This is a genomic window from Butyrivibrio sp. LC3010 (assembly GCF_000424385.1).
Taxonomy (GTDB): Bacteria; Bacillota; Clostridia; order Lachnospirales; family Lachnospiraceae; genus Butyrivibrio.
Genome location: NZ_AUJU01000029.1, coordinates 1 through 22,875, shown reverse-complemented (window position 1 = coordinate 22,875; position 22,875 = coordinate 1). Strand labels below are relative to the sequence as shown.

The 22,875-nt window shown below is 40.6% G+C and carries 17 protein-coding genes; 2 read left to right on the top strand and 15 right to left on the bottom strand.

Features of this window, described 5'->3' with window-relative positions:
• Window positions 1–357 precede the first annotated feature (357 nt).
• Window positions 358–2,724, top strand: coding sequence for a leucine-rich repeat protein (locus G622_RS26615; RefSeq protein ID WP_026511644.1), 2,367 nt, complete (start codon window positions 358–360; stop codon window positions 2,722–2,724).
• A 113-nt stretch (window positions 2,725–2,837) separates the two neighbouring features.
• On the opposite strand, the gene G622_RS0116635 is transcribed toward G622_RS26615, so the two are convergent.
• From G622_RS0116635 to G622_RS0116565, 15 genes are all read right to left on the bottom strand, one after another.
• Window positions 2,838–3,023 carry a hypothetical protein gene (locus G622_RS0116635; RefSeq protein WP_026511643.1) on the bottom strand — a complete coding sequence of 62 codons (186 nt, stop codon included), beginning with the start codon at window positions 3,021–3,023 and terminating at the stop codon, window positions 2,838–2,840.
• Between the two features lie 104 nt (window positions 3,024–3,127).
• Window positions 3,128–4,135, bottom strand: coding sequence for a tyrosine-type recombinase/integrase (locus G622_RS0116630; protein WP_044957935.1), 1,008 nt, complete (start codon window positions 4,133–4,135; stop codon window positions 3,128–3,130).
• Window positions 4,136–4,294: 159 nt separating this feature from the next.
• Window positions 4,295–5,326: a metallophosphoesterase gene (locus tag G622_RS0116625; RefSeq protein ID WP_242833017.1), complete on the bottom strand. Its 1,032-nt coding sequence runs from the start codon at window positions 5,324–5,326 to the stop codon at window positions 4,295–4,297.
• 244 nt (window positions 5,327–5,570) lie between these two features.
• On the bottom strand, window positions 5,571–6,542 hold the full coding sequence (locus tag G622_RS0116620; protein ID WP_026511640.1) for an AEC family transporter: 972 nt from the start codon (window positions 6,540–6,542) through the stop codon (window positions 5,571–5,573).
• 56 nt (window positions 6,543–6,598) lie between these two features.
• Window positions 6,599–9,784, bottom strand: a complete 3,186-nt coding sequence (locus tag G622_RS24860) for an AAA family ATPase (protein WP_026511639.1) — start codon at window positions 9,782–9,784, stop codon at window positions 6,599–6,601.
• Entirely contained in the window at window positions 9,771–10,928 is a 1,158-nt protein-coding gene (locus G622_RS23365) for an exonuclease SbcCD subunit D (RefSeq protein ID WP_044957932.1), read from the bottom strand. Before G622_RS23365 ends, G622_RS24860 begins: the two co-directional genes overlap by 14 nt.
• A 99-nt stretch (window positions 10,929–11,027) precedes the next feature.
• Window positions 11,028–11,795 (bottom strand): ZIP family metal transporter, encoded by a 768-nt coding sequence (locus G622_RS0116605; RefSeq protein WP_026511638.1) that lies wholly within the window; start codon window positions 11,793–11,795, stop codon window positions 11,028–11,030.
• A 184-nt stretch (window positions 11,796–11,979) separates the two neighbouring features.
• Window positions 11,980–14,535, bottom strand: a complete 2,556-nt coding sequence (locus G622_RS0116600; protein WP_026511637.1) for a heavy metal translocating P-type ATPase — start codon at window positions 14,533–14,535, stop codon at window positions 11,980–11,982.
• Window positions 14,536–14,559: 24 nt separating this feature from the next.
• Window positions 14,560–15,381, bottom strand: coding sequence for an MBL fold metallo-hydrolase (locus tag G622_RS0116595; RefSeq protein ID WP_026511636.1), 822 nt, complete (start codon window positions 15,379–15,381; stop codon window positions 14,560–14,562).
• A 19-nt stretch (window positions 15,382–15,400) separates the two neighbouring features.
• Window positions 15,401–16,006 (bottom strand): 5' nucleotidase, NT5C type, encoded by a 606-nt coding sequence (locus tag G622_RS0116590; RefSeq protein WP_026511635.1) that lies wholly within the window; start codon window positions 16,004–16,006, stop codon window positions 15,401–15,403.
• Window positions 16,007–16,196: 190 nt separating this feature from the next.
• Window positions 16,197–16,445 (bottom strand): hypothetical protein, encoded by a 249-nt coding sequence (locus G622_RS0116585; protein WP_026511634.1) that lies wholly within the window; start codon window positions 16,443–16,445, stop codon window positions 16,197–16,199.
• A gap of 360 nt (window positions 16,446–16,805) precedes the next feature.
• Window positions 16,806–16,991, bottom strand: a complete 186-nt coding sequence (locus G622_RS0116580; protein WP_026511633.1) for a hypothetical protein — start codon at window positions 16,989–16,991, stop codon at window positions 16,806–16,808.
• Window positions 16,992–17,185: 194 nt separating this feature from the next.
• Window positions 17,186–17,824 carry a beta-phosphoglucomutase gene (gene pgmB / locus G622_RS0116575; RefSeq protein WP_026511632.1) on the bottom strand — a complete coding sequence of 213 codons (639 nt, stop codon included), beginning with the start codon at window positions 17,822–17,824 and terminating at the stop codon, window positions 17,186–17,188.
• A complete protein-coding gene (locus G622_RS23360) occupies window positions 17,806–20,130 on the bottom strand; it encodes a glycoside hydrolase family 65 protein (protein WP_044957931.1) in 2,325 nt (774 codons plus the stop codon). The genes pgmB and G622_RS23360 overlap by 19 nt, the downstream gene beginning before the upstream one ends.
• On the bottom strand, window positions 20,120–21,484 hold the full coding sequence (locus G622_RS0116565; protein ID WP_026511631.1) for an ABC transporter substrate-binding protein: 1,365 nt from the start codon (window positions 21,482–21,484) through the stop codon (window positions 20,120–20,122). Before G622_RS0116565 ends, G622_RS23360 begins: the two co-directional genes overlap by 11 nt.
• A 310-nt stretch (window positions 21,485–21,794) precedes the next feature.
• Between G622_RS0116565 and G622_RS23355 the strand changes: the two genes are divergently transcribed.
• Window positions 21,795–22,691, top strand: a complete 897-nt coding sequence (locus G622_RS23355) for a LacI family DNA-binding transcriptional regulator (protein WP_044957929.1) — start codon at window positions 21,795–21,797, stop codon at window positions 22,689–22,691.
• Window positions 22,692–22,875: the final 184 nt, after the last annotated feature.

Genomic DNA, 22,875 nt, shown 5'->3' with positions numbered 1-22,875 from the left:
TTGTTTTTCTTAATACTTTTTTTATATTTCCTTAAGACTTTATTAAGAAAATATGCTATACTTCCGCCTGTAAGAAACCAGGGAAACTATTCTGTTTTCTCTGGTTTTAAATCGTGCCTTAATCTCCATTTCACGGAATCTTTGCTACGTCAAGTACTGATTATGAAGTTACGGTTTCATATTCCGTTTCCCTATAGGCAAATTTTTCTTTTATATTAAGAAGGCACTAAAACAACCAGACTCATATATAAATGCATCGCGAACACGATTTTCAGGTGAAGCACATAAAATAATATGAAAAAAATCTGGTTAGTTATTAGTAAACCTCATAAAACATTCATCTCCAGGGGGATTTAAATGATGACATCTATACATATGAAAAAAGCTCTTTCAATCACGCTGGCTCTTTTTATGTCAGCATCTATGCTTACACCAATGGTAAGTAATTCGCGCATAACTGCTAAGGCTGCAAACGAAAAAAGCATAGCAAGCCTTGGAACAGCTGCAATTAAAAATCCTGAAGAGGGTAACGGCAATTGGGATTATGTATATTACGGAAACTATAGTGGTAACAGAGTAAAATACCGTGTTTTGTCTTCCAATACCACAGATTTCAGCAATGGCAAAACCAAAGACGAAACTCTTCTTCTTGATTGTGACAATGTTCTTTATGAACTTCCCACACAAAGCTCCAAAGTGAGCATGAATAACCAAAACGACGATCTTATGCACAACTTGAACGGCAATTCATTCTTAAATTCAGAATCCTTCTCTGCTGCTGAGAGAGATGCTATTTATGCCAGCACAAAACACAGGGCTTCTGATTTTGATGGAAGAAAAGATGATGGGAATTTCTCTGCATTAAAAGGTGACAAGATTTTCGCCCTCGACCCTAAAGAAGCAACAAACAAAAAATACGGATACAGTGATACTCCTACTGATAATAAGCGAAAGAAGATAAGCATTATTTCAAATTCTTCTGAAGAATGGTGGCTGCGACTTCAACTAAAATCTGACAAGAAAATTCTGGGAAATTTTGCTTCTGACAAAGGATTTGTAGTAAATAAACTATCAGGGCGAATTGACCAGGACAAATTAACCAAGACATCTGGAGTAAGTCCTGCCTTTAATGTCAGCTTATCAAAAATACTGTTTTCATCACTTGTTCCAGGCACCACCAAAGAATATAAGCTTACACTCATCGATGATTCAATGTTAATGCCTAGATACATCGAAGGCACTAAGAGCGGAAACAACATCGATCTTAGCTTTGAATACCCGGCCGTTAATATAGACAGTTCAATAAGTTTTTCTGTTTTACTCCTGAAGGATAAGTACAAAAAAGGGCTGTCTAAGACCTCAGATTATGCCTATATTCCTTTGAAAAATGTAACTATCCTCACAGAGCAGGGTGAGCCAACACCTTCATACACAAAGGTTACAGGCAAATTCGCAATTCCTGCAGGGTGTGAAGGTTACAATGCTTATCTTATAAGTGAAGTTATTGGCGGTGCCAAAGAAACTGATTATGCCTGCTCTCCTGTCCGCTTTGACCTGGATAAGAAGGATCATAAACATGCATGGAAAATCACTGATTCCAAGGGAGACCGCATTACAACTGCCGCCGACAAGGTAGCCATGATATCCTGCTCAGAGTGTCACAATGTGAAATATACTGTTTCTCTAGACGCTACCACAAAGGTTTATGACGGAAAGCCTCCCAAAGTAGAAGTCAAAAAGTCCGAAGGCTTCCCCTCTGACATTAAAGTAAGTCCGGTAATTTACAAACTTCACAATGACAGCAAATCAATCACTGAAGCACAGGCTTCAAATGTCGGGGAATATGACGCAGTAATAGGCATAACCGCAGGAGAAGAAACTTCTGAACTGAAGGATGACTACAAGATTGAGCCAAGGACAATAACTCCTGATATGATCACATTGAGCGAGAAAGAATATGTCTACGACGGCACAGCAAAAACTCCTGCCGTAACTGTTAAACTCGGAGATATAGTTCTTGTTGAAAACACAGATTACACAATCGAGTACAAAGATAACATCAATCCCGGAATCGCAAATGTCATAGTTACTGCCAAGAGTTCCAATTACTCCGGAAAAGGCATCAAAGATTTCAAAATTGATAATCCTGATACAAACTTAAAGCGGGATGCCGACGATCTTGTGAACAAGGTAAAAGACAAACATAATAAGAATGACAAGGAAACTACAAACGCAGCAAAAGTCGACTCTCCTCAGGTTGAAATACCAGCACCAAAACATCAGGTTGGAGATAAGATTATTGACGCAGGAAATACCTATATCATTACTTCAACAGACGAGCTGGATCTGACCGTCACATTTGCAGAGCCCGCTACTGATACTGCCAAAAACGTAGATATTCCTTTATCCATATTTGATAACAACATCGAATACCGCGTAACAGAAATCTCTGATAACGCCTTTAAAGGTAATAAGAATCTTAAAAAAGTCACTATCGGCGAAAACGTAAACAAAATCGGCGCCAATGCTTTCTACAAATGCAAAAACCTGAAGAGCATCAAGATACTGACAAAAGACTTAAGCAAGAAAAATGTTGGCAAGAATGCCTTCAAAAAAATCAACAAAACCGCCAAGATCAAGGTTCCGAAGAGCAAATTTAAAGCTTATAAAAAACTCCTGAAATCAAAAGGCGTAAACGGTAAAGAGCAAAAGATAACTAAATAATGTCTTAAAACTAATTGAGCTGTGCAGTAGACATTTCATCTATTGCACAGCTCTTTTTGCTTTGGTAGATATGCCTCAGGCATTTCCTCTTTTCATTTATATTCAGGAAGGTATTATTTGACCTCCGCAATCGTGACCTTTCCATCTCCATTGATCATTTCAATTCTTTTGCACATAACAGGTCTTAGCTGAGGAATTTCAATCATATTCAGTATTGTATCATCACAGATAGTAGCCTCAATTATTCCCTGGTCATAGACAAGTTCGATGCTGTCAGTGTGGGCAAATCCAAGGTTCATGATTTCTGATACCACACCGGAGGTAAATATCAGATTTCCGGTTGAGGAATTATATCTGATTTCAAGAAATACATCTAAGCAGGATAGCGCCTACGCTGATTCCATTAAGCATCATTACTCATTGAGGCTTTGTTTAATGCACTGAAATATTCCATTAGTATCTCGGCTGATTCACAGTCGTTATAAATCTCAACCATTTTAATTGATTCCCATCCAAAGTAAGTACGAATAGCATCATCCGGCACTCCTCTCCTTTTTAGCCTTGTACATAACTGGTGCCTTAGACAGTGAAAATAGAATGATTTACCAATATACCTGGAAATCGTTCTTGCAAATGATTGTAAAAGTGAATTCTTTGCCTGTTTCCCGTTTTTATCCACGAAAAGATATTCACTGGTTATCCCTTGCCTGTCTCGTTCATCCATCCAAAGATCATAATATTTCTTAAAATCTGAGAGAGTATATTTGATCATGGGCTTTCCTAATGTTCCCCTGCCTTTTGTTCGGATTTTTTCAGGTGTAGCATAAAGAACCGTCCCGGTAATAATATTATTTTCACTGAACCACCCGGTTTTAAACTGAATTAATTCGGACCTTCTGCTCCCTGAGAAAGCTGCCAAAGCAAAAATGCATGCAACCTGATATTTTCTATCTGTAACAAGTCTGTTAAGTGTATCGTCTACCTCATCTTCAGATATTTTTGTCTGCTCAAAAATATTCTGAATAGGTGGTGACGGAATTTTATTTATAACTGAATGGAAATTAGGATATTCATCATCAAGGATACCTTCTATATAATTGCTCAGTGAACTTAACGCACTCTTCACTCTTGCAACCCTGTTCGGACTCCATCCCCACTCAGTAAGCGCATAATTCTGAAATGAAGCCAGCTCTTTCTTCTTCAGTCTGGTGAAGCATTTATTATTATTGGACTCATAATTCCAGGTAAAGAAAATTTCAATATCATTTTTATATGCTTTTATCGTAAGATCACTCCTGTCAATTGAACGCAGGTACTCCAGAAATCCGGTAAGCAACACCTTATTCTTCCTGTTGAATCTTTGACTGATAGCCCTATCAACAATTTTGTGCGATTTAATTTTTCTATTCATTTATGCCCTCCATCAAGGAAATTAATTTAAATTTTAATAATAACACGGGCAAGAAAAGAAATAGCGTAAAATTAAAAGTCATTCTTCTAAAAATATGATTTGTGACTGGCCTACACTCAAAAAGCAGGTTGAAATTGTACTATTATAATCTCTATATTTTCAATCAATATCAATTATCACATACTCAGATTTTACACCGGATTTAAAATCAATCTCCCAGTCTGAAATGCCTGAAGTTACGATAAAATCTGTACCATTGATAACTTTATGTCCATAGGTACTGTCGTTTATTCCAAGCCCTTCACCAAGGAAAGTGATTGGAATCATCTGGCCTCCATGGGTATGACCTGAAAGAACAAGGTCCACTGCAGACTCGGCTTCATTGTCGTAGTCATTTGGTATATGATCAAGAACTATTATGTACTTATCAGTATCAATTCCTGAAAGAAGCTCCTCCATGCTCTTTGCTGGAGAATGACTTCTGTCCTTTCTTCCTACTACATAGAATCTGTCATCCACAAGGCTCACTTCATCCTCAAGGATATTGATTCCATTCTTAGTGAGAATCTCTCTAAGATCCTGCCCGTTAAAATCACGGCTCTGACCGTATCCCTCGTCATGATTACCAAACACATACCACACGCCGTACTTAATATCTACTTCGCTCAGCGCTTCACAATCCCTCTCAAAATCTGCTCTCTTTGAGCTGTCATCCACCATATCACCTACGATGAATAAAATATCAGGCTTTTGTTCCACTATTTTGCCAAGTTCTACCGCAAAACCATCTCCATCGAAGGTTGTTCCAATGTGAGAATCTGCAAACATGGCAACTTTCAGGTTCCCGATCTCTTTGTCTGTGTGTAATGCGTAATCTTTTTCCCACACATTGTTACACAGATAAAATGAAACACAAAGATAGATTATCGATGTAATGAGAGCCAACGCTCCTAAAATATTACCCTTTGCTTTTTTGCCGCTGACCTTATCAATAATTTTACCTGCCAGACCAAACAACAAAAAGAACATCACGATGTTCAGAAAAACCACCATGGCATTGATAATCGACATCGCAAGACTAATTACCACAAAAACTATTGCAATAATTAAAAAGGATATAAACAACCCTATCCGCTTATTTTGCTTGACTATCTTATTTACAGGTCCAAACCTTGATACCTGCAAAGTCATGTAAACCACACTGGCAATAAAAAGTAACAAACCTAAACCAAAGAAAATCAACCACATACTATTTCTAATTTCTTTCAAATCTTATATCAACGGTTTCAATGACTATTTATACCAATTTTTAATGCAATCATCAACAATATCTTTGGCTTTTTTATGCACTTTTTATAAGTATTTGTCTAATATTTATTTAGCTTTTCAGACCACCTTTTTGAAGCTTTCGTCAGCTGTTTCACCATCAGAATATTCATATTACTCCGGCGGTTTTTAATATAAAAAGCCAGAACGTGAGAGAAAAGGAGCAACCAAACGTAGTCATCATTATTATGCTGCTGCTTAGTGTTCCTTCATGCCCCATATTTTTAGCCATGATAAAGCAGCTGACAGTTGTGGCGGATCCGAGCATGACAAGAATAGCCACAATTTGTTCCCCTGCAAAACCAAGCTTTATTGCAATCGGCATGAAAATCATTACCAGCAGAAACAGTTTTATAAAGCTCGCAACAAGTGCGGGTTTCACATTTTGCATTGCCTTTCTTCCATCAAAAGAAGCTCCCATTGACATAAGACCAAGAGGCGTTGCCAGTCCTCCTATATCAACAACAACCGTATCAACCACCTTTGGTATTGGAATTTTGAAAACTGACCATAATAGCCCCGATACTATTCCGATGATTATAGGATTTTTAAGTATCCCAACAATAGTCTTTTTTATCAGAATACCTTTATTATTCGAACTGTCTCCACTATTTTCATACTCAGGCGCAGTCAGCGTAAGAATAATGACTGCAAAAATATTATAAAGAGGAACACTTCCTAAAATCATAAGCGGTGCCATTCCACTACTTGATTCTCCATAAATACTATGGATAAATGCTATTCCCAGCAAAGCTGCGCTACTTCTGTAAGAGCCTTGCAGAAACTCACCTCTTCTCGATGGAGTCTTTACAAAAATCCTTGAAAGTACCCATATTAAAGTAATACTGCAAATAGTTGCAACAAAACAGAATAATACAAATTTAGGATTCCAGGTCCCTACAAAATCCTGCTTTGCAAGATCTGAGAACAGTAGTGCAGGAAGTGCCACCTTAAACACAAACTTGTTCATAAAAGATGACGCATCCTCATTTATCATATTTATTCTTTTGAACACATTTCCTAAAACCATCAGAAGAAAAATAGGCATTGTCGCATTTAAACTAAAAATAAGATTTTCCAAAATAACTCCCACCTTAATAACATAATTATGTGTCTGATCAGGCAATGTAGCCATATTCATCCTATTCCTGAATCGATAGTCACATGGCTTCCATCCTTGCCCTTGGTAACCTTAATCTGCTGTGAGATGTTCTCCATCAATTCTTCTCGGTGGCTTATGATACCTACAAGCTTATTTGTGCCCGACAGATTTACCAGAATATCCATGGCGCTGTCCATAGACTTTCGATCAAGAGTTCCGAATCCTTCATCTATAAAAAGTGCATCCATCTGTATTCCGCCAAGATTAGAGGATACGGTATCTGAGAGTCCAAGTGCAAGGCTAAGAGATGCCTTGAAGCTCTCTCCTCCTGAGAGGTTTCCCACAGGACGTCTGTGGCCTGTATAATTATCCAGCACTTCAAGATCAAGGAAGTTATTGCTCTTTTTACCTAATGAATCCTCCTGTCTGTACAGCTCATACTGTCCGTCACTCATAGGCAACAGTCTTCTGTTGGCAGCGGCAATTATACCGTCAAAGCCTGCTGCCTGAATGTACTGCTCAAGTGTAATCTTCCCGTTTCCGGTGGTTCCCTTTACAAGATTATAAAGCCTTGAACAGATAGAGTATTCCTTCTGCGACTTTTCAAGTTCTTCCTGCCTTGAGGTGATGTTATTAAGCTTCTCGCGATTAATACTTATTCTGTTATCAAGTGTATTCCTTTGCTTTCTTATATCTTCAACCTCACCGCTCTGCGTTTCACACAGCTCTCTGAGGCTGCCGATATCGATCCATATTTTCCCCTTAGCATCCGCCTTTGCCTGAAGTAGCTGCGCCTCATTTGTTAAGACAGCCTGATTATAATCAGAGAGCTTTTTCTCACTTTCAGTTATTTCTTTTTCAGTGGCAACAAGCAGCAGCATTTCGTCAAAAGTATCAAAATCATGCTCTTTCATGACCTTATTTAAGGCAGTCTCCAAAGAATCACTATCCGCCTTTTGAGTTACGAGGCTCGCATTTAATGTGGCTATAGCAGACTGATGCATAGCAACCTTTTTATCAGCTGCTGTGCTTGCTTCTGCAGCGCCGGAGATTGCACTTAATATTTTATCCTTTGAATCCGTAAGCTCTTTTAATTCTTTTTCTGCCAAAAACCAGTTATCAAAACCAAGCTCCGAAAGGGACTTCAGGGTAGCCTCTGTTTCTGTCACAAGCTTTGCGTTCTCCTGCTTTTTCTCAGACAGCTCATCCTTATCCTTTGTAAGCTTCTCAGATTCCGTTCCCTGCGCCTTATCAAGGGACTTCTCCGCGTTCTCAAGGCTCTCACATTCATCCTTTAATCTCTTTTCCAGTCCGGAATTAGCCTTGATCTTTTCATCAAGAATTGCCCCTGCCTTTTTAAGCTCTTCAATCAGCTCATCCAGCGATCCGCCATCTTTTCCCATTTCAAGAAGATCATTTTCAAGGCAGTCGAGTATACCTATTCTCAGCTGATCCTCATATTGTAAAAAAGCTGTCTTTTCCTTCTCAGCCTCAGTATTCTTTTTTTCTTTCTTTTCCCTCAGGCTGTTCTCTTCGTTTTGTAAAAGTTTAAACTCCTCTTCAGTCACTGACTCATCGGGAAGCGCTGCAGGCTCCGGGTGGTGAACAGATCCGCAGACTGGACATTTTTCTCCATCCTTAAGCCCTGCAGCAAGAATGCCCGCTCTGCAACTGTCAAGAATTCTCTCAGCCTCCATGCGGCGCTTGCTTGCGTATTCATATTTCCTGAACGCCTCGGTAAAGCTTGCCTGCTTTAAAGCCAGACTCTTACTTTTCTTCTCTCTCTGAGGGAGCTGATCTTCAAGGAAATCATTTACAGATTCCTGCAGAATCCTAAGCTTATCGCCATCGCCCTTAACCTTTACAAGCTCAGCAGGCTTATCCTTAAGCCCTGATACGACTTCCTTTAGTTCAAGAATTCTCTCCTTAAGTTCGTTATCCTTAATTTCAAGCTGCTTTTCCTCTTTAGCAATCTCTGCTTCAGCTTCTTTACCGGCTTTAAGCTTCTCCCTTAGCTGGTCTCTTTGCTGATACTTTTCTTCCTCCCCTTCAATCTTGTCTATTCTCTTTTGAAGGCTTTCCGCCTCAGGTCTTTTCTTCTCAGCCTCTTCATGCTCTGCTTTTCTTTTTGCCGCATTCTCCCTTGCTTCTATAAGAGCAGAATTTTCTTTTGCTATCTGCTCCTTAGTTTTTTCCAGCTCATCCGTCTTACTTTTCCATGCCATATAAACTGGATTCACTTCTCTTGTGGCAATACGCTGCCTTTGTAAATGCTCTTTAAACCCCTGCATTTCCTCCTTTTTTTCATCAAGAGTCTTTTTTTCTTCCTCAAGACCTTTTAGTCTGTCCAGAAACTGATTATTTGTCTGGGCAATTGCAAGTTCCTTTTTATTCTTCTCAAGCTCTTTATCTGCAGTTTTGAAGCTCTCCTTTACCTCCTTTAGCTTCTCCTTATCCTCAGTGATAACTCTCTCAATAAGGTCCACTATTTCCTGCAGATTCCATGCGCTTGAAGCCCCCTCGGCCCTCTTTTGAAGTGAATCAAGCTCCTCAAAAATCTCACTCTCTTCACTGCAGGTCACATCACCAAAGTACTGGGTTATACTTTTTTCAGTGTCTTTTTTTATTCCCAAGGCACGGTCCATGCGATCCTTCAATTTGTACTCGATATTCTTGTAACCGCCTGTCATAAAAATCGTGCGCAGTATCTCTGTTCTCTGCTCGGTCCTTGCATTTAACAGATCCCAGAACTCTCCCTGGGCTATCATTGCAATCTGCTTGAACTGCTTTTCATCTATATGTAAAAGCTCCTTAACTGCATTATTAACAGGAGTGACACCCTCTATCGGTGCCTCTCCCTCTGCATAAAAAGAAGCTTTTTCCTTCTCTGTTATGACTCCGCTTCCGCGCTGCTTTTTCCTTTCGTAGGAAGGTTGTCTTCGCACATGATATTCCTTCCCCTGATGAGAAAAATAAAAATCAACAAAGCTTTCTTCATTATCCTTTGCATACTCGCTTCGGAGATTTTTGGTATCCCTATAGGTTCCACTTGTGGTCCCGTATAACGCAAAGCATATGGCATCAAAAATTGTTGTTTTCCCGGCTCCCGTATCTCCGGATATCAGAAAAAGTCCCTTTTCTTCAAATACTCTGAAATCAATCTCAGGCACCTTCCCCGCATATGGGCCAAAGGCACTTATTACAAGTTTAATCGGTTTCATTCACAACACCTGCCTCTCCTGCAGCCATTTTCATGACCTCCATCTCCTCATCGGTAATCTCGCAGCCATACATCAGACTGTAAAAATCGCTGATAAGTTCTGAAAAAGACTTATTTTGGGCAATTGCTGAGATATCCACCTGCTCTATCTGCTTTGTGTGGGAATTGTCATAATCTATCTTTACGGTATTAGGGTACACCTGCTGAATAATTCCCATTGCATCACTTATTATGTCCTCGTCTGTAAGCGTTGCATATATGAAATCATTCGTATCACTTACATTATCTTTATCAAGAAGTACCGCCATCTCGCCCCTTATATGCCTCATATCCCGCATGGGCTTTAACGACACAAGCTCGATATTTACATTTTTACTTCCATCAACAGTTACAAGAGGCATGGATTTATTATTGTTCGCTTCACTTAAGGAATATTTAAGAGGTGATCCCGAGTATCTGACTTCATCTCTTACCAGTCTCTGGGGTGAATGGATATGGCCAAGTGCCACGTAATCAAATTTATCAAAAACGTCCACTCCTATTTTCTCCACAAGCCCTACGCTCTGGGTTCCTGCAGATTCTGAGCCTGAAAGAGCAGGGTCCTCTCCTTTACCAGCAACAAACTGATGGGCTATGAGTATATTGCACTCTGCATCATTAATGTCCGCATTCTCTATAATGGTTTTTACCGCATCATTATAGTTTTCAATTTCCGTATCGGGATAAAAATGCCTGACCTGTGAAGCTTTCACAAAAGGCAAAAGATAAATGTTTATGTTTTTCCCATCTTCAACGATGGTTTCTTTATGAAGTGATCCATCAAACTTTGCCGAGATATAGATTTTGTTTGATGAAAACAGACTGCTTCCATAATTCAGTCTATCATCGGAATCGTGATTCCCGCTTATCATATATGTAGAAACCTTCATCCTTGACAGACTGCTTAAAAAATAATCCAGAAGATTTGTTGCTGCCTCGCTGGGAACAGCCCTGTCATAGACATCCCCTGCGATTAATACAGCATTCGCCTCTTCTTTTTTAATAGTATCAAGTACCTGATCCAGAATATACTTCTGGTCATCTATTAAGTCGAAATCTCCAAGTGTTTTCCCCAGATGAAGATCCCCCAAGTGTACAAATTTCACCCTTTTCACCTCTCTCGTAACATAAGTACCGGCAGGATTACTCCGTAATCCTGCCATATCGGTCGGAACTATTCCGAATCATGACTTCGTCATGGCCCTTTAGCCAAGTCCGACATCAAGAGCCATCATAAGAATAAATCCCAGTGCAAAGGCAACAGTTCCAATATTTGAATGCTGCCCCTCAGACATCTCAGGGATAAGTTCCTCCACAACAACGTATATCATAGCTCCTGCTGCAAAGCTCAGAAGATAAGGCATCGTGGGAATCAAAAGACCTGATGCCGCAATCACAAGAATTGATCCGATAGGTTCAACTATTCCGGAGAGCATTCCATATAAAAATGTTTTTCCTTTCGGTACGCCCTCTCCGAGAAGCGGCACGGAAACAATGGCTCCCTCAGGGAAGTTCTGGATAGCGATACCAAGTGCCAGCGCCAGGGCTCCTGTATAAGTGATGGTACTGTTTCCATAAATCCATCCCGCACAGACAATTCCAACAGCCATTCCTTCGGGAAGGTTGTGAAGTGTAACCGCAAGCACCAGTTTTGTCGTTCTCTTAAGACCGCTTCTTGGTCCCTCTTCCTGTTTATCAAGGTGCATGTGCGGAGTAACCATATCAAGTACGAGAAGGAAAAGCATTCCTATGCCAAATCCTATGGCAACCGGGATAAATCCAAGTTTTCCCATGCTCTCTGTTTGGTCAAGTGCAGGCAGAATCAAGCTAAAAAAAGATGCAGCGACCATCACACCGGACGCAAATCCGGTGAGTGCTCTCTGCATTTTTTCTCCAATCGAATTCTTAAAAAGGAATACGCTTGCAGCCCCAAGCGTAGTTCCTAAAAATGGAATTAATACAATCTGCCACATATAAATTCCTCCTATGTGTATTGGCACGATTACTTCGTAATCCTGCCCTATCGGTCGGAACCATTCCGAATCATGACTTCGTCATGATGGTTCCTCCTCGTTGTGTATTGGCACGATTACTTCGTAATCCTGCCCTATCAGTCGGAACCATTCCGAATCATGACTTCGTCATGATGGTTCCTCCTTAAGAAATGATACCTGCATATTCATATCCTGCATCTTCAACTGCTGCCTTGATAAGTGCTTCATCAATATCCTTTGAGTTGGTGATGACAACTTCCTTCTTCTCATGGGAAGCAACTGCTGACTCGATTCCATCTATTGCCTCAAGCGCCTTCTTTACATGAGCCTCACAGTGCTCACACATCATTCCGTTAACTGTAATCTTCATCTCGTTATTCTCCTTTTCCGGTGTAATATTCATTTCTTCGACAGCTATTAAACTGCCGGTTATCACGTTTTTAAGTTTCTTATCCTTTTTATTGTCATATACCTTTATGAGATTTAATCTCAAAGCATTAGACACCACGCAGAAGCTTGAAAGTCCCATTGCAGCCGCACCAAACATAGGATTGAGCGTCCATCCGAAGGCCGCCACATAACATCCTGCTGCCAGCGGGATTCCTATTACATTATAGAAAAATGCCCAGAACAGATTCTCATGAATGTTGCGAATAGTAGCTCTGGAAATCCTTATGGCTGCAGCTACATCAAGGATACTGCCCTTCATCAAAACAATATCTGCGGCATCTATCGCAATGTCAGTTCCTGCTCCTATGGCAATACCTATATCTGCCCTTGTAAGTGCGGGTGCATCATTTATTCCATCGCCCACCATGGCTACCTTGCCACGCTCCATAAGCTTCCTGATAACAGCCTCTTTTCCGTCAGGCATGACTCCGGATACGACTTCATCAACGCCTGCCTGAGCAGCAATGGCACCTGCCGTTATAGCATTATCACCTGTAAGCATTACCACATGGATACCCATGTCCTTTAGCTCAGATATCGCCCTGGCTGAATCCTCTTTTATGGTATCAGATACTGCTATCATACCAATAATACCATTTTCATCAGCAAAAATAACAGGAGTCTTTCCTTCCTTTGAAAGCTTATCCATCAAAGCCTTCTCTGAAGACGTTACAGCACGAACAGCTTTGGAAATAAATCTTACGTTTCCACCAAAAAACGCCTTGCCATCAATTTTTGCTTTTAGTCCGTTTCCTGATAATACTTCAAAATCAGTGGTGTCCTTAAGTCCAACGCCATTCTCTCTTGCATACTCCACAACAGCCTTAGATATAGGATGTTCGCTCTTAGATTCGAGTGAATATGCTGTGGAAATAAGGTCCTCTCTGTTAATTCCATCCGCAGGAATCACATCAGTCACACGCATAATACCTGTGGTAATGGTTCCTGTCTTATCAAGAGCCACAATCTGGGTTTTACCTGCCATTTCCTGAACAGCTGCGGTCTTATATAGTATTCCGTTTTTAGCTCCTATGCCGTTACCGACCATGATAGCCACAGGAGTTGCAAGTCCAAGAGCACAGGGACAGCTGATAACAAGAACCGATACAGCCCTCGCTATGGCATATCCAAGAGTCTGACCTACAAGTAGCCATACGGCAAAGGTGACAAGAGCAATTCCTATAACTATCGGAACAAATACTCCTGATACCGTATCAGCTATCTTTGCGATAGGTGCCTTAGTCGCTGCAGCATCACTTACCATGCGGATAATTCCCGCAAGTGTGGTGTCTTCTCCGACTTTTGTTGCTTCGCATACCATGAAGCCCGAACTGTTTATGGTCGCTGCTGAAACTCTGTCACCTGCCTGCTTCTCCACAGGAACACTCTCTCCTGTAAGAGCCGCCTCGTTAACAGCACTCTCACCTTCTTTTACAATTCCATCTACCGGAATGCTGTCGCCAGGTCTTACTACAAATCTGTCTCCGACCTTTACTTCTTCTATTCCGACGGTTCTTTCCGTATCGCCATCAAGTATAACCGCTGTTTTAGGCGCCATTTTCATAAGTGACTTTAAGGCATCGGTGGTTTTTCCCTTGGACTTCGCTTCCAGCGTCTTGCCGACGGTTATAAGTGTGAGAATCGTTGCGGCAGACTCAAAGTAGAACTGATCCATGTAATACATTACCTGGTCTGTATTTCCTGCCACTACCGCTCCCGTCATGGCAAACAGCGCATATACGCTATATAAAAATGATGCAGATGCACCAAGCGCAACCAATGTGTCCATATTTGGCGATCTGTGAATAAGTCCTTTAAAACCACTGATAAAAAATTTCTGGTTAATAACCATAATAATTGCAGAAATCAGAAGTTCATATAATCCCATTGCCACATGGTTGCCATCAAGAAATGGCGGAAGTGGCCAGTCCCAAAGCATATGTCCCATAGAGACATACATAAGAGGGATCAGGAAAATCACGGAAGCTATAAGCCTTTTTTTCAAAACAGGAGTCTCTGTGTCCCTAAGAGAATCCTCATATGTGTTTGCCTGCGCCTTTGCTCCTTTTGCAGCCTTAAGGCTCGCTCCGTAACCAGCTGCCTCAACAGCCTCAATTATCTTTTGGGATGATGCGTTTCCTTCTACTCCCATGGAATTTGTAAGAAGGCTCACCGCACAACTCTCTACTCCTTCAACTGCGCTTACTGCCTTCTCGACACGCGCCTGGCAGGCAGCGCAGCTCATTCCTGTTACATTATATTGTTCCATCAATTCTCCTCTAATAATTTATTCCTAAAAATCAATTTCATCACCGGTATGTACATATATAAGCATGTCACCCATGACTTCCTTCATTACATCAAAGGCAGTCTCTCCGGTACAGTGGCAGGTATAAAAAACTGTTTTGTAATTCTTCAGTTCCTTTGCCGTGTCCACAATTTCCTTCATTTCTTCGTCTGTGTAGTCCTTTTTCTTTACAAGATGAAAACCGCTAATAGCCGCATCAGGCCAGGTCCCATATTTTCTCTTAAACTCCTGAAGGATATTCACGATTCCATTGTGGGCGCAGCCTGACAGCAAAACCGTTTTTCCATCAGCCTTTATCACCAGCGCCTGCTCATGACAAAAATCATCCTGAACATATTCGCTGCCGCGCTTTACCTTAAGCCTCTTGTTTGTAAAAGGTACAGCCATAACTCTTTTTTCTATAACAAAGAGCGAAAGCTCATCATCAATAGTATAATCACCTTCTACATATTTTACCTGAGAAAGATTCTCTATATCCTTATCAATACCGATATATCTGTACTCCTCACCATGTAATGAGTAGTAATCATCTGTTGTTCTGCGCTGCATATAAATCGCTGCAGTGTTATTTATTTTTGAAAAAGGAATTATTCCTCCTGAATGATCATAGTGGCCATGGCTTAAAACAGCGACATCAACCTTTGAAAGATCAATCCCCAGCTTTTCTGCATTAGCCATTGTGTCCTCTGAAGGTCCAAAATCCATAATGATCTTATGTTTTTCAGTCTCTATATAAAAAGAGAGACCATGAGCATATATACATCCTTCTTTTCCCTCAGTGTTTTCAATAAGATTCACTATTCTCATTCGCTTCATCCCTCCAACTTTAGTTAACCGATCTTACCTTCTCTCTGATCATTTCCCAGTCCATACAGCGGTGATAATTGCTTCCGGGGAAGCTTGCCTGTTTATTCCAGGGTCTGTCAAAAACCATAACCTTCAGCTCCGGCATGTGATTAAAAAATTTGAATGCCATGGGTGAATCTTCTATGGCAAAATCAAACTTCATCTTATAGTAGTCCTCAAGCTCCAGATTGAATTCTCCATTTTTTATGAAAGAATCTCTACCGTACTTGTTAAGGCAGAAAAGCTCTGCTCTGTCTAATCCGTGCTGATCAAGCCATATGCGTGATGCCTCATAGGCAACTGACGGACGGCCTGTAATAATCTTTACATCATGCCCTGCGTCGATAAAATCATTGAGCGTTTTTGAAGCCCCGGGAGTCTCCTCAAATGATATAAGCATTTCCGGTTTGTGTCCTTCAATCATCATCTCTTCATATTCATCATCCTTTAAGTGAAATGACTCCTGAAGATTAAAAGAAGACATGCTCTCATAGGGAACAGTTTTTCCAAAAAGATTATCTGCAATCACAGTAAATGCCTTAGCTGTCTCGCACAGACAGTCATCAAAATCTACATAAAACTTCATTCTAAATTCCTCGTAAAATTCCTTCCATAATTAAATCTAATCACTTTAAAGTGGTTTTTTTATTATTATAACGTAAAGAAACACCGGAGTCTTCTGTTTCATATTACAGAGAATTCCGGCGTTTCTAATTATCATTGACTTCTGAATTCACTCATAAATTCAGGACTCTTTATATCATTTAATCTACTTATCAGGCAGTTGCGTCCTGTTCAATCCGGGCCATGGGTATTGGTTCTGCAAGTGAAACCAGCTCCATTCCTTCATGAAAACGTCTGATTGCAAAAGAAGATGAATAACCCTTCTCTTTAGCAATTTCCCTGATCTTTTTTGCAGTCTTTCTCACCTCACTTGCTTCACATACTACTGACGGATATTGTCCATCCTTCTCACATGTAAAGCCTTCTTCAAGAAGAATCTTATAAAATTCGTCCTTTGTCACAATTCCCTCCTAAAACTCACATTTTCGCCTTCATTTTGGCGAGCATTCGCTATTTTACATCTTTTTAGGAGTCTTTTGCAATATGATTTTTAAGACACTTCTTCATATATAAAGTCACATCTGTCAGGCTCATTCTTATTTTCAGCGAATTTCTAAAACGCCTTCGCTCTGTTTTAATTAAGTATCAATTATAACACATCCAAATGTAATTGCAATTAAATTGTTATCAATTATTAATCCGGATACCTATTTTAATTTTCCAAATCCTTCTATAATAAGCGTCAGATAAATCTGCCGCTTACTATAAAGCCTCACAGACATCAGACAATAATACAGAAAAAATGTGCTTTTTAAAGCCTATTAAGTAAGGATCAAAAAAGAGAAAGCAACTATACCTGCTAATATCATAAGACCTGATATTATGCCGGCTGCTTTCTCTTTAAATGTGTCACTGTCAATATAACGGTTGTTAAAACGAACTGCATCTATAATCTTAGGAGTATCTTTCCCAATATAATCTTTAGTAATATATGTGTTATCACTCATAGTAAAATCCTCCTCCATAAGTGCCCATTTATCTGATTTCCAACTATCAGATACGGATACTGTAAGCGCACAAATGACGTGCAACAACAATAACCAGCCCCCATAGCCACAAGATTTTGTACCTATTGAAAACGAGTATACTACATATATCTAAAAATTATATAAACAATATGGAAAAAATTTATAATTTCTCTCTACAGTATGTTAAGGATATCTTTAACAGAGTCGATATTAATTTCTGCCCTGTTACTCCTTGTAGCAGCTCCGATTGCTGCGCTGTGCATGCCTGCAGCTATTGCTGCATCTATTCCCGCATCGGCATCTTCAACAACAAGACAATATGCAGGATCCTCAGAAACAAACTCTGCTGCCTTTAAGAACACCTCCGGGTCAGGCTTTGAGCGTGTGATATGTGTTCCATCAGCCACCGCATCAAAACAGCTTGTAAGATCCGTTCTCTCCAATATGTATGCAGTGTTCTTACTTGATGATCCAACCGCTACTTTTATACCTCTGTCACGGAGCGCCTTCAGGGTATCTCTGACATCACTTGTCACATCAGCAGGACTCATCTGCTTTAACTGCTCCACATAGATGTCATTCTTTTTCTTAAGGAGTGCTTCCTTATCATCTTTGGAAAGCTCCTCGCCCTGATATTTTTCCAGTATGATCTCAAGGCTGTCTGCTCTGCTTACGCCCCTTAATCTGTCATTGTCTTTTTCCGTAAAATCAATTCCCAGCTCATTTGCAATCTGCTTCCAGGCAAGAAAGTGATATTTATCAGTAAAAACAAGAACCCCATCCAAATCAAAAATTACTGCTTTAATTTCCATGTGCTTACAGCTCCTACTGAATTCAAACTATATTTATCGCCATTATGACAAAAATCAATTTTTTCGCCATCCAGGAGCTTTAGACTTGCTTCACCACTCTTAACCTCAACTCTCAGACTCCTTCCTCTATAGCAGAAGTTAAAGCTGTAACCCTTAAAGCTCTTTGGCAGGAACGGATCCACGCTAAGACCATCCTCATTGATCCTTATTCCGGCAAAGCCATAAACGATGGCCATATACGCGCCGCCCATGTTTGCTGTATGAACTCCGTCTCCGGAATTTCCATGTCTGTTGTAAAGATCGAGCTTTGCCGAATCGCCGAAATACTTTTCAGCCTCATCATAAAGTCCCAATCTTGAAGCCTGCATCGAGAAAACGCATGTGGACAATGAAGAATCATGTGTCGTTATCTTCTCGTAATACCTGAAGCTCTTCTCCATGGTCTCTTTATCTGCGCTGTCAGGGTATAAAAAGTGCGCAAGTACCGTATCTGCCTGCTTACAAACCTGGTACCTGTAAAGATGAAGCGGATGATAATGCAAAAGAAGCGGAAACTCTTCTTTTGGTGTATTTTCCAGATCCCATACAGGCTTTTGCAAAAAAGAGTCATCCTGTGGAGATATTCCGAATTTCTCATCATAAGGAAGATACATTTTTTCTGCAGCTTCACTAATCTTTTCTATCTCATCGTCATCTATACCCAGCTTTTCAGAAAGTGCTTTCATCTCGTCTCTGTTTCCAAGCTCCCTGAAAATCTTTACAGCCCATTTCATCCCATGCGCAGCACAGCAATTGGTATAGAAATTGTTATCTGTCATACAGGTGTACTCGTCGGGACCTGTCACTTCATTTATTACAAATTTTCCATCTCTGTCGTAGTTACCGGTATCAAGCCATAACCTTGCAATCTCAAGAAGAATCTCCTCACCTTCTGACAAGAGATAGTCAGTATCTCCTGTTGCCAGGTAGTAGGATATAACTGCATTGGAAATCGCTCCGTTTATATGATATGCAGCTGTTCCACTGGGAAAATATCCGGAGCACTCCTCACCTGTTATGGTTCTCCAAGGATAAAGGGCACCCTTTTTATGTCCCAGAAGTCCCGCATTTTCTCTTGCTTTATCCAGGGTCTCATATCTAAAGGCAAGAATTCTCCTTGCAAGCTCTGTATCTGTCAGAATGAAAAACGGAAGGGCATACATCTCCGTATCCCAGAAGTAGTGACCCTCATAGCCTTCGCCGGAAAGCCCCTTGGCAGCCATGCTGACCTTATCCATTCTGGGTGATGACTGGAAAAGCTGATACATGTTAAAGCACATGGCAAGATCAAGCTCATCATCCCCCTGGATCTCCATATCAGCTCTTTGCCAGAAACCTGTGAGCACATCCTTCTGCGCCTTATAAAGTTCTGAAAGCTCTTTTCCCATAACTTCGCACAGAATTTCACGGCTTTTATTCTTGGGGTCACTTTCCCTGATAGAGTCAGCAAATACAGTGTATTTTACATAAACTGCCTCCTGGCCCTTTTCAATATGAACTCTGAAGTTTCCACGGATCTCGCCGTTTTTGATACGGTCTATCTGATCGCCATTTATTTCAATTTTCTTCAGATTGCCTTTTTCATCTGCTGTTAAAAGCTTGTGTCCAACTGCAGAAGCTATTGAGATACCACTGACCTTGGTTTTTGCAAGCATAATAGAACTGTTTTCCGTCATCTCGCTCATCACAGCCTCAAGATAAGCTTCGCTCTCATCTGCCAGCCTTGGATCATCAGGATCTGAATAGTTTTTGACATCTGCAATATGCCTTGAATCAAACAATATCTCTGCATCACGGTCCAAAGATCTGACTCTGTACTCTATAGTGAAAAGATTAGGATGCTCAAAATGAGCAACTCTTTTTATGGACGCCTCATATCTATTGGAATCTTTATCCTTCCATGCCAGTGTCCTTAATGTGTAGCCCTCATCCATATTCAGGATTCTGTCGCAATCCGCCTGAGTACTCTGAATATCAAACTTCTCACCGTTTACGCAAAGATATATTGTCTGGGTATCTGCCACGTTCAGCATAGTCTGCTTCTTTTCAATGAGATTGCACAGACTCTCTGCCTGCTTCATGGGAATGATCTCATATACTCCGCCAAGGTACATTCCACGCATTGTTGAGATAAAATCGGGCACACCCTCCTCAAGTGTGCCCCTAACCCCAATATATCCGTTGGCATTGCAAAAAAGTGTTTCATTAAGCCTTAACTCTGCTTTGTCAAAACTCTGTTTTTTTGTAATGATACGATTACTGCGCATAATATCCCTCTATTGCCTTCTGCAATGTTGAAACAAATTCTTCGGGTGTCTTGATAGATCCCTTTGCAAAATCCTGGAAGATTACACAGGTAACATTCTGAGCAAGTCCTGCCTTCCAGCCCTGCCAGTGCCATGCACTTGTCTTTCCGTCAGCCGAGTAATTCTTGATTGTATCTGCAAACGGGTCGTCAGCCATATGTGTTGATGATTTATAAGGTGAAATACATCCGCAATCCTTGGCAAGAATCTCCTGGCCACCATCATTTTCAGAACACCACTGGATGAATGCCTTAGCTGCATCTACATTTCCGCCGTTGTAAAGTCCCCACCAGTTAGGTGAATTTGTCTGGATAGTATCCTGTCCCTCGATGAATGCGTAGGGAATCATGCCTACTTCAAAGTTTCCTGCTTCTTTATAAAAATCTGCATACTGTCCTGTAAGAGATGCACCAATCCATGAACCCTGTGTTACAAATGCATATTTGCCCTGTGCAAAGCCTGCAACCTGCTCATCATATGTTCCTGATACACCTGAAGGATCTGTGTACTCATTGAAAAGTGCAACCATATTTGCAAATGCTGCAATACGATCAGGATCAAGTTTTCCTCCATCATTTATCATATCGAGATAAGTTGTATCATCTCTTGAAAGACCTGAATCAAGGTATGTTCCAAGGAGGTGCTGACCTGCTGTCCACCAAAGGTTAGATGCCTCTGTGTAATATCCGACAACAGATGTAAGACCAAGCTCATCCTTCTTAGCATCAATAGCTTCAAAAGCAGCTCTCATGCTGTCAGGTCCTGTGATTGATTTGGGATCAACGCCTGCAGCCTCAAGAATTGATGCGTTGTAGGTAAGTCCAATAGCCTCTGTGGTTGTAGGGAATCCGTAAACCTTGCCATCATGTACATACTCAGCTTCTGTATCCTCTGTCCACTTCTCTCCTGTGAGATCTACAAGAACATCCTGCCATGTGTCATAATGTGTATCACCTTCGAATACGAAGATGTCAGGCATGTTATCTGCCTGGTAATAATTCTTCAAAACGGCCTGTGTATCCTGACCGCCACCGATTGTATCTATCTCAACCGTAACACCTGTCTCTTCCTGATATTTTGCAACCAGCTTCTGAAGACCTTCCTGTATCTCGGCCTTGTTATTAACAAGTCTTATGGTGTCACCGCTTCCTGATGACTTACTCTCTGTAGCCTCAGCACTTTCTGTTGCCTCAGAAGAAGCTGTACTTTCAGAGCTTCCTGCCGAATTATTGGCAGCTCCGCCACCACATCCTGCAAGTATCATTGAAAGTGAAGTTACCGTAACAAGTAAACTTTTGATTACTCTCTTTTTCATTGAATTTATCCTCCGTTTTTTGCTCTAATAAAGTGCGTTTCCGCATAACCTTCTTTATACGCACATGGTAGATGCTTTACCAAAAATAGTGCAATAATGCAATTAAATTTTGTCAACAATCCACAAAACATACATCCTCTTATGTGGATTTTGATGAGGCATTATCACTAATTTACTAAAATGATAAAAATTTTATTAAAATGGATCCATTTTTTACATAAATTATTTAAAATATCAGTATAAAGTCAGTTTTTATAAGGTAAAAGTCGGAGTATTTAAAGACAGCAGGACTAATTGCATGAGGTGAATTATGGTAGGAATAGCAGATATAGCAAAAAAAGCCGGAGTTTCAATGTCGACCGTATCAAATGTCTTAAACAACAGAAAAAACGTGGGACAAAGGACAAGAGAAAAAGTACTGAAGATCGCAGAAGAGCTTTCTTATGAGCATAAAACCCAGAATGCAGAACAAAGGCGTAAGACCATAATTGTAAACTTCAGTGATTTTGACACACTCTTCTACCTTGATATTCTCCACGGCATCAACGACTATGCCAGTAAGAGAGATTACCATTTACTTGTGTGTACTGCCAATGACTTGATACATTATGCAAATAATGACAGTATCTGTGGTGTGATCGTAATTGATTCACACACAGATGACTCCACTATCATAAGCATTGCAAACAAGCATATACCTGTGATCACCCTTGACAGAGAGCTCAGTCATCAGATGATAAAAAGCATTCTCGTCAGCAACTACGAAGGTGAGCGTCAGCTCATGGAGAGACTTGTTGAAAAGGGTTACGAGAAGTTCGCATTTTTGAAGGGACATGATACCACAGACTCCAAGGAACGCTACAGAGCTTTCAGAGATATACTAAAGGAAAATGACATTCCCTTTAGCAGAAATGATTTATATGAAGGAGACTGGCATGAACAGGGCGGTGCCCAGGCTGCAAGACTTATAATGCTTCAGGAGCGTATGCCCCAGGTTCTTGTCTGCGCCAATGATATGATGGCAATCGGCGCCATAAGAAAATTTCAGGATAATGGCATAAGAATTCCCGATGATATCGCGGTCTGCGGTTTTGATGACATCATAATCTCCAGATATCTTGGTCTTACAACTGTGAATGTCCCTGACTATGAGCGCGGTTTCCTTGCCGGCCAGGCTCTTATTAACATAATAGATAGTGTCAAATAATCTATGAAAAAACTGGGTCAAAAAAATAGGCTCAGATGAACCTTGAAAAATGCAGATATTTAGATTGAGGTAGCCGGACGCCACCCTTGACAGCACAAAAAATAACTGCTGACGGTTAATCACCGACGGCGAAGAACTCAAGAACAATCAGATTTTCTCCGTCGTTTGCAGCAGTGTAGCAGTT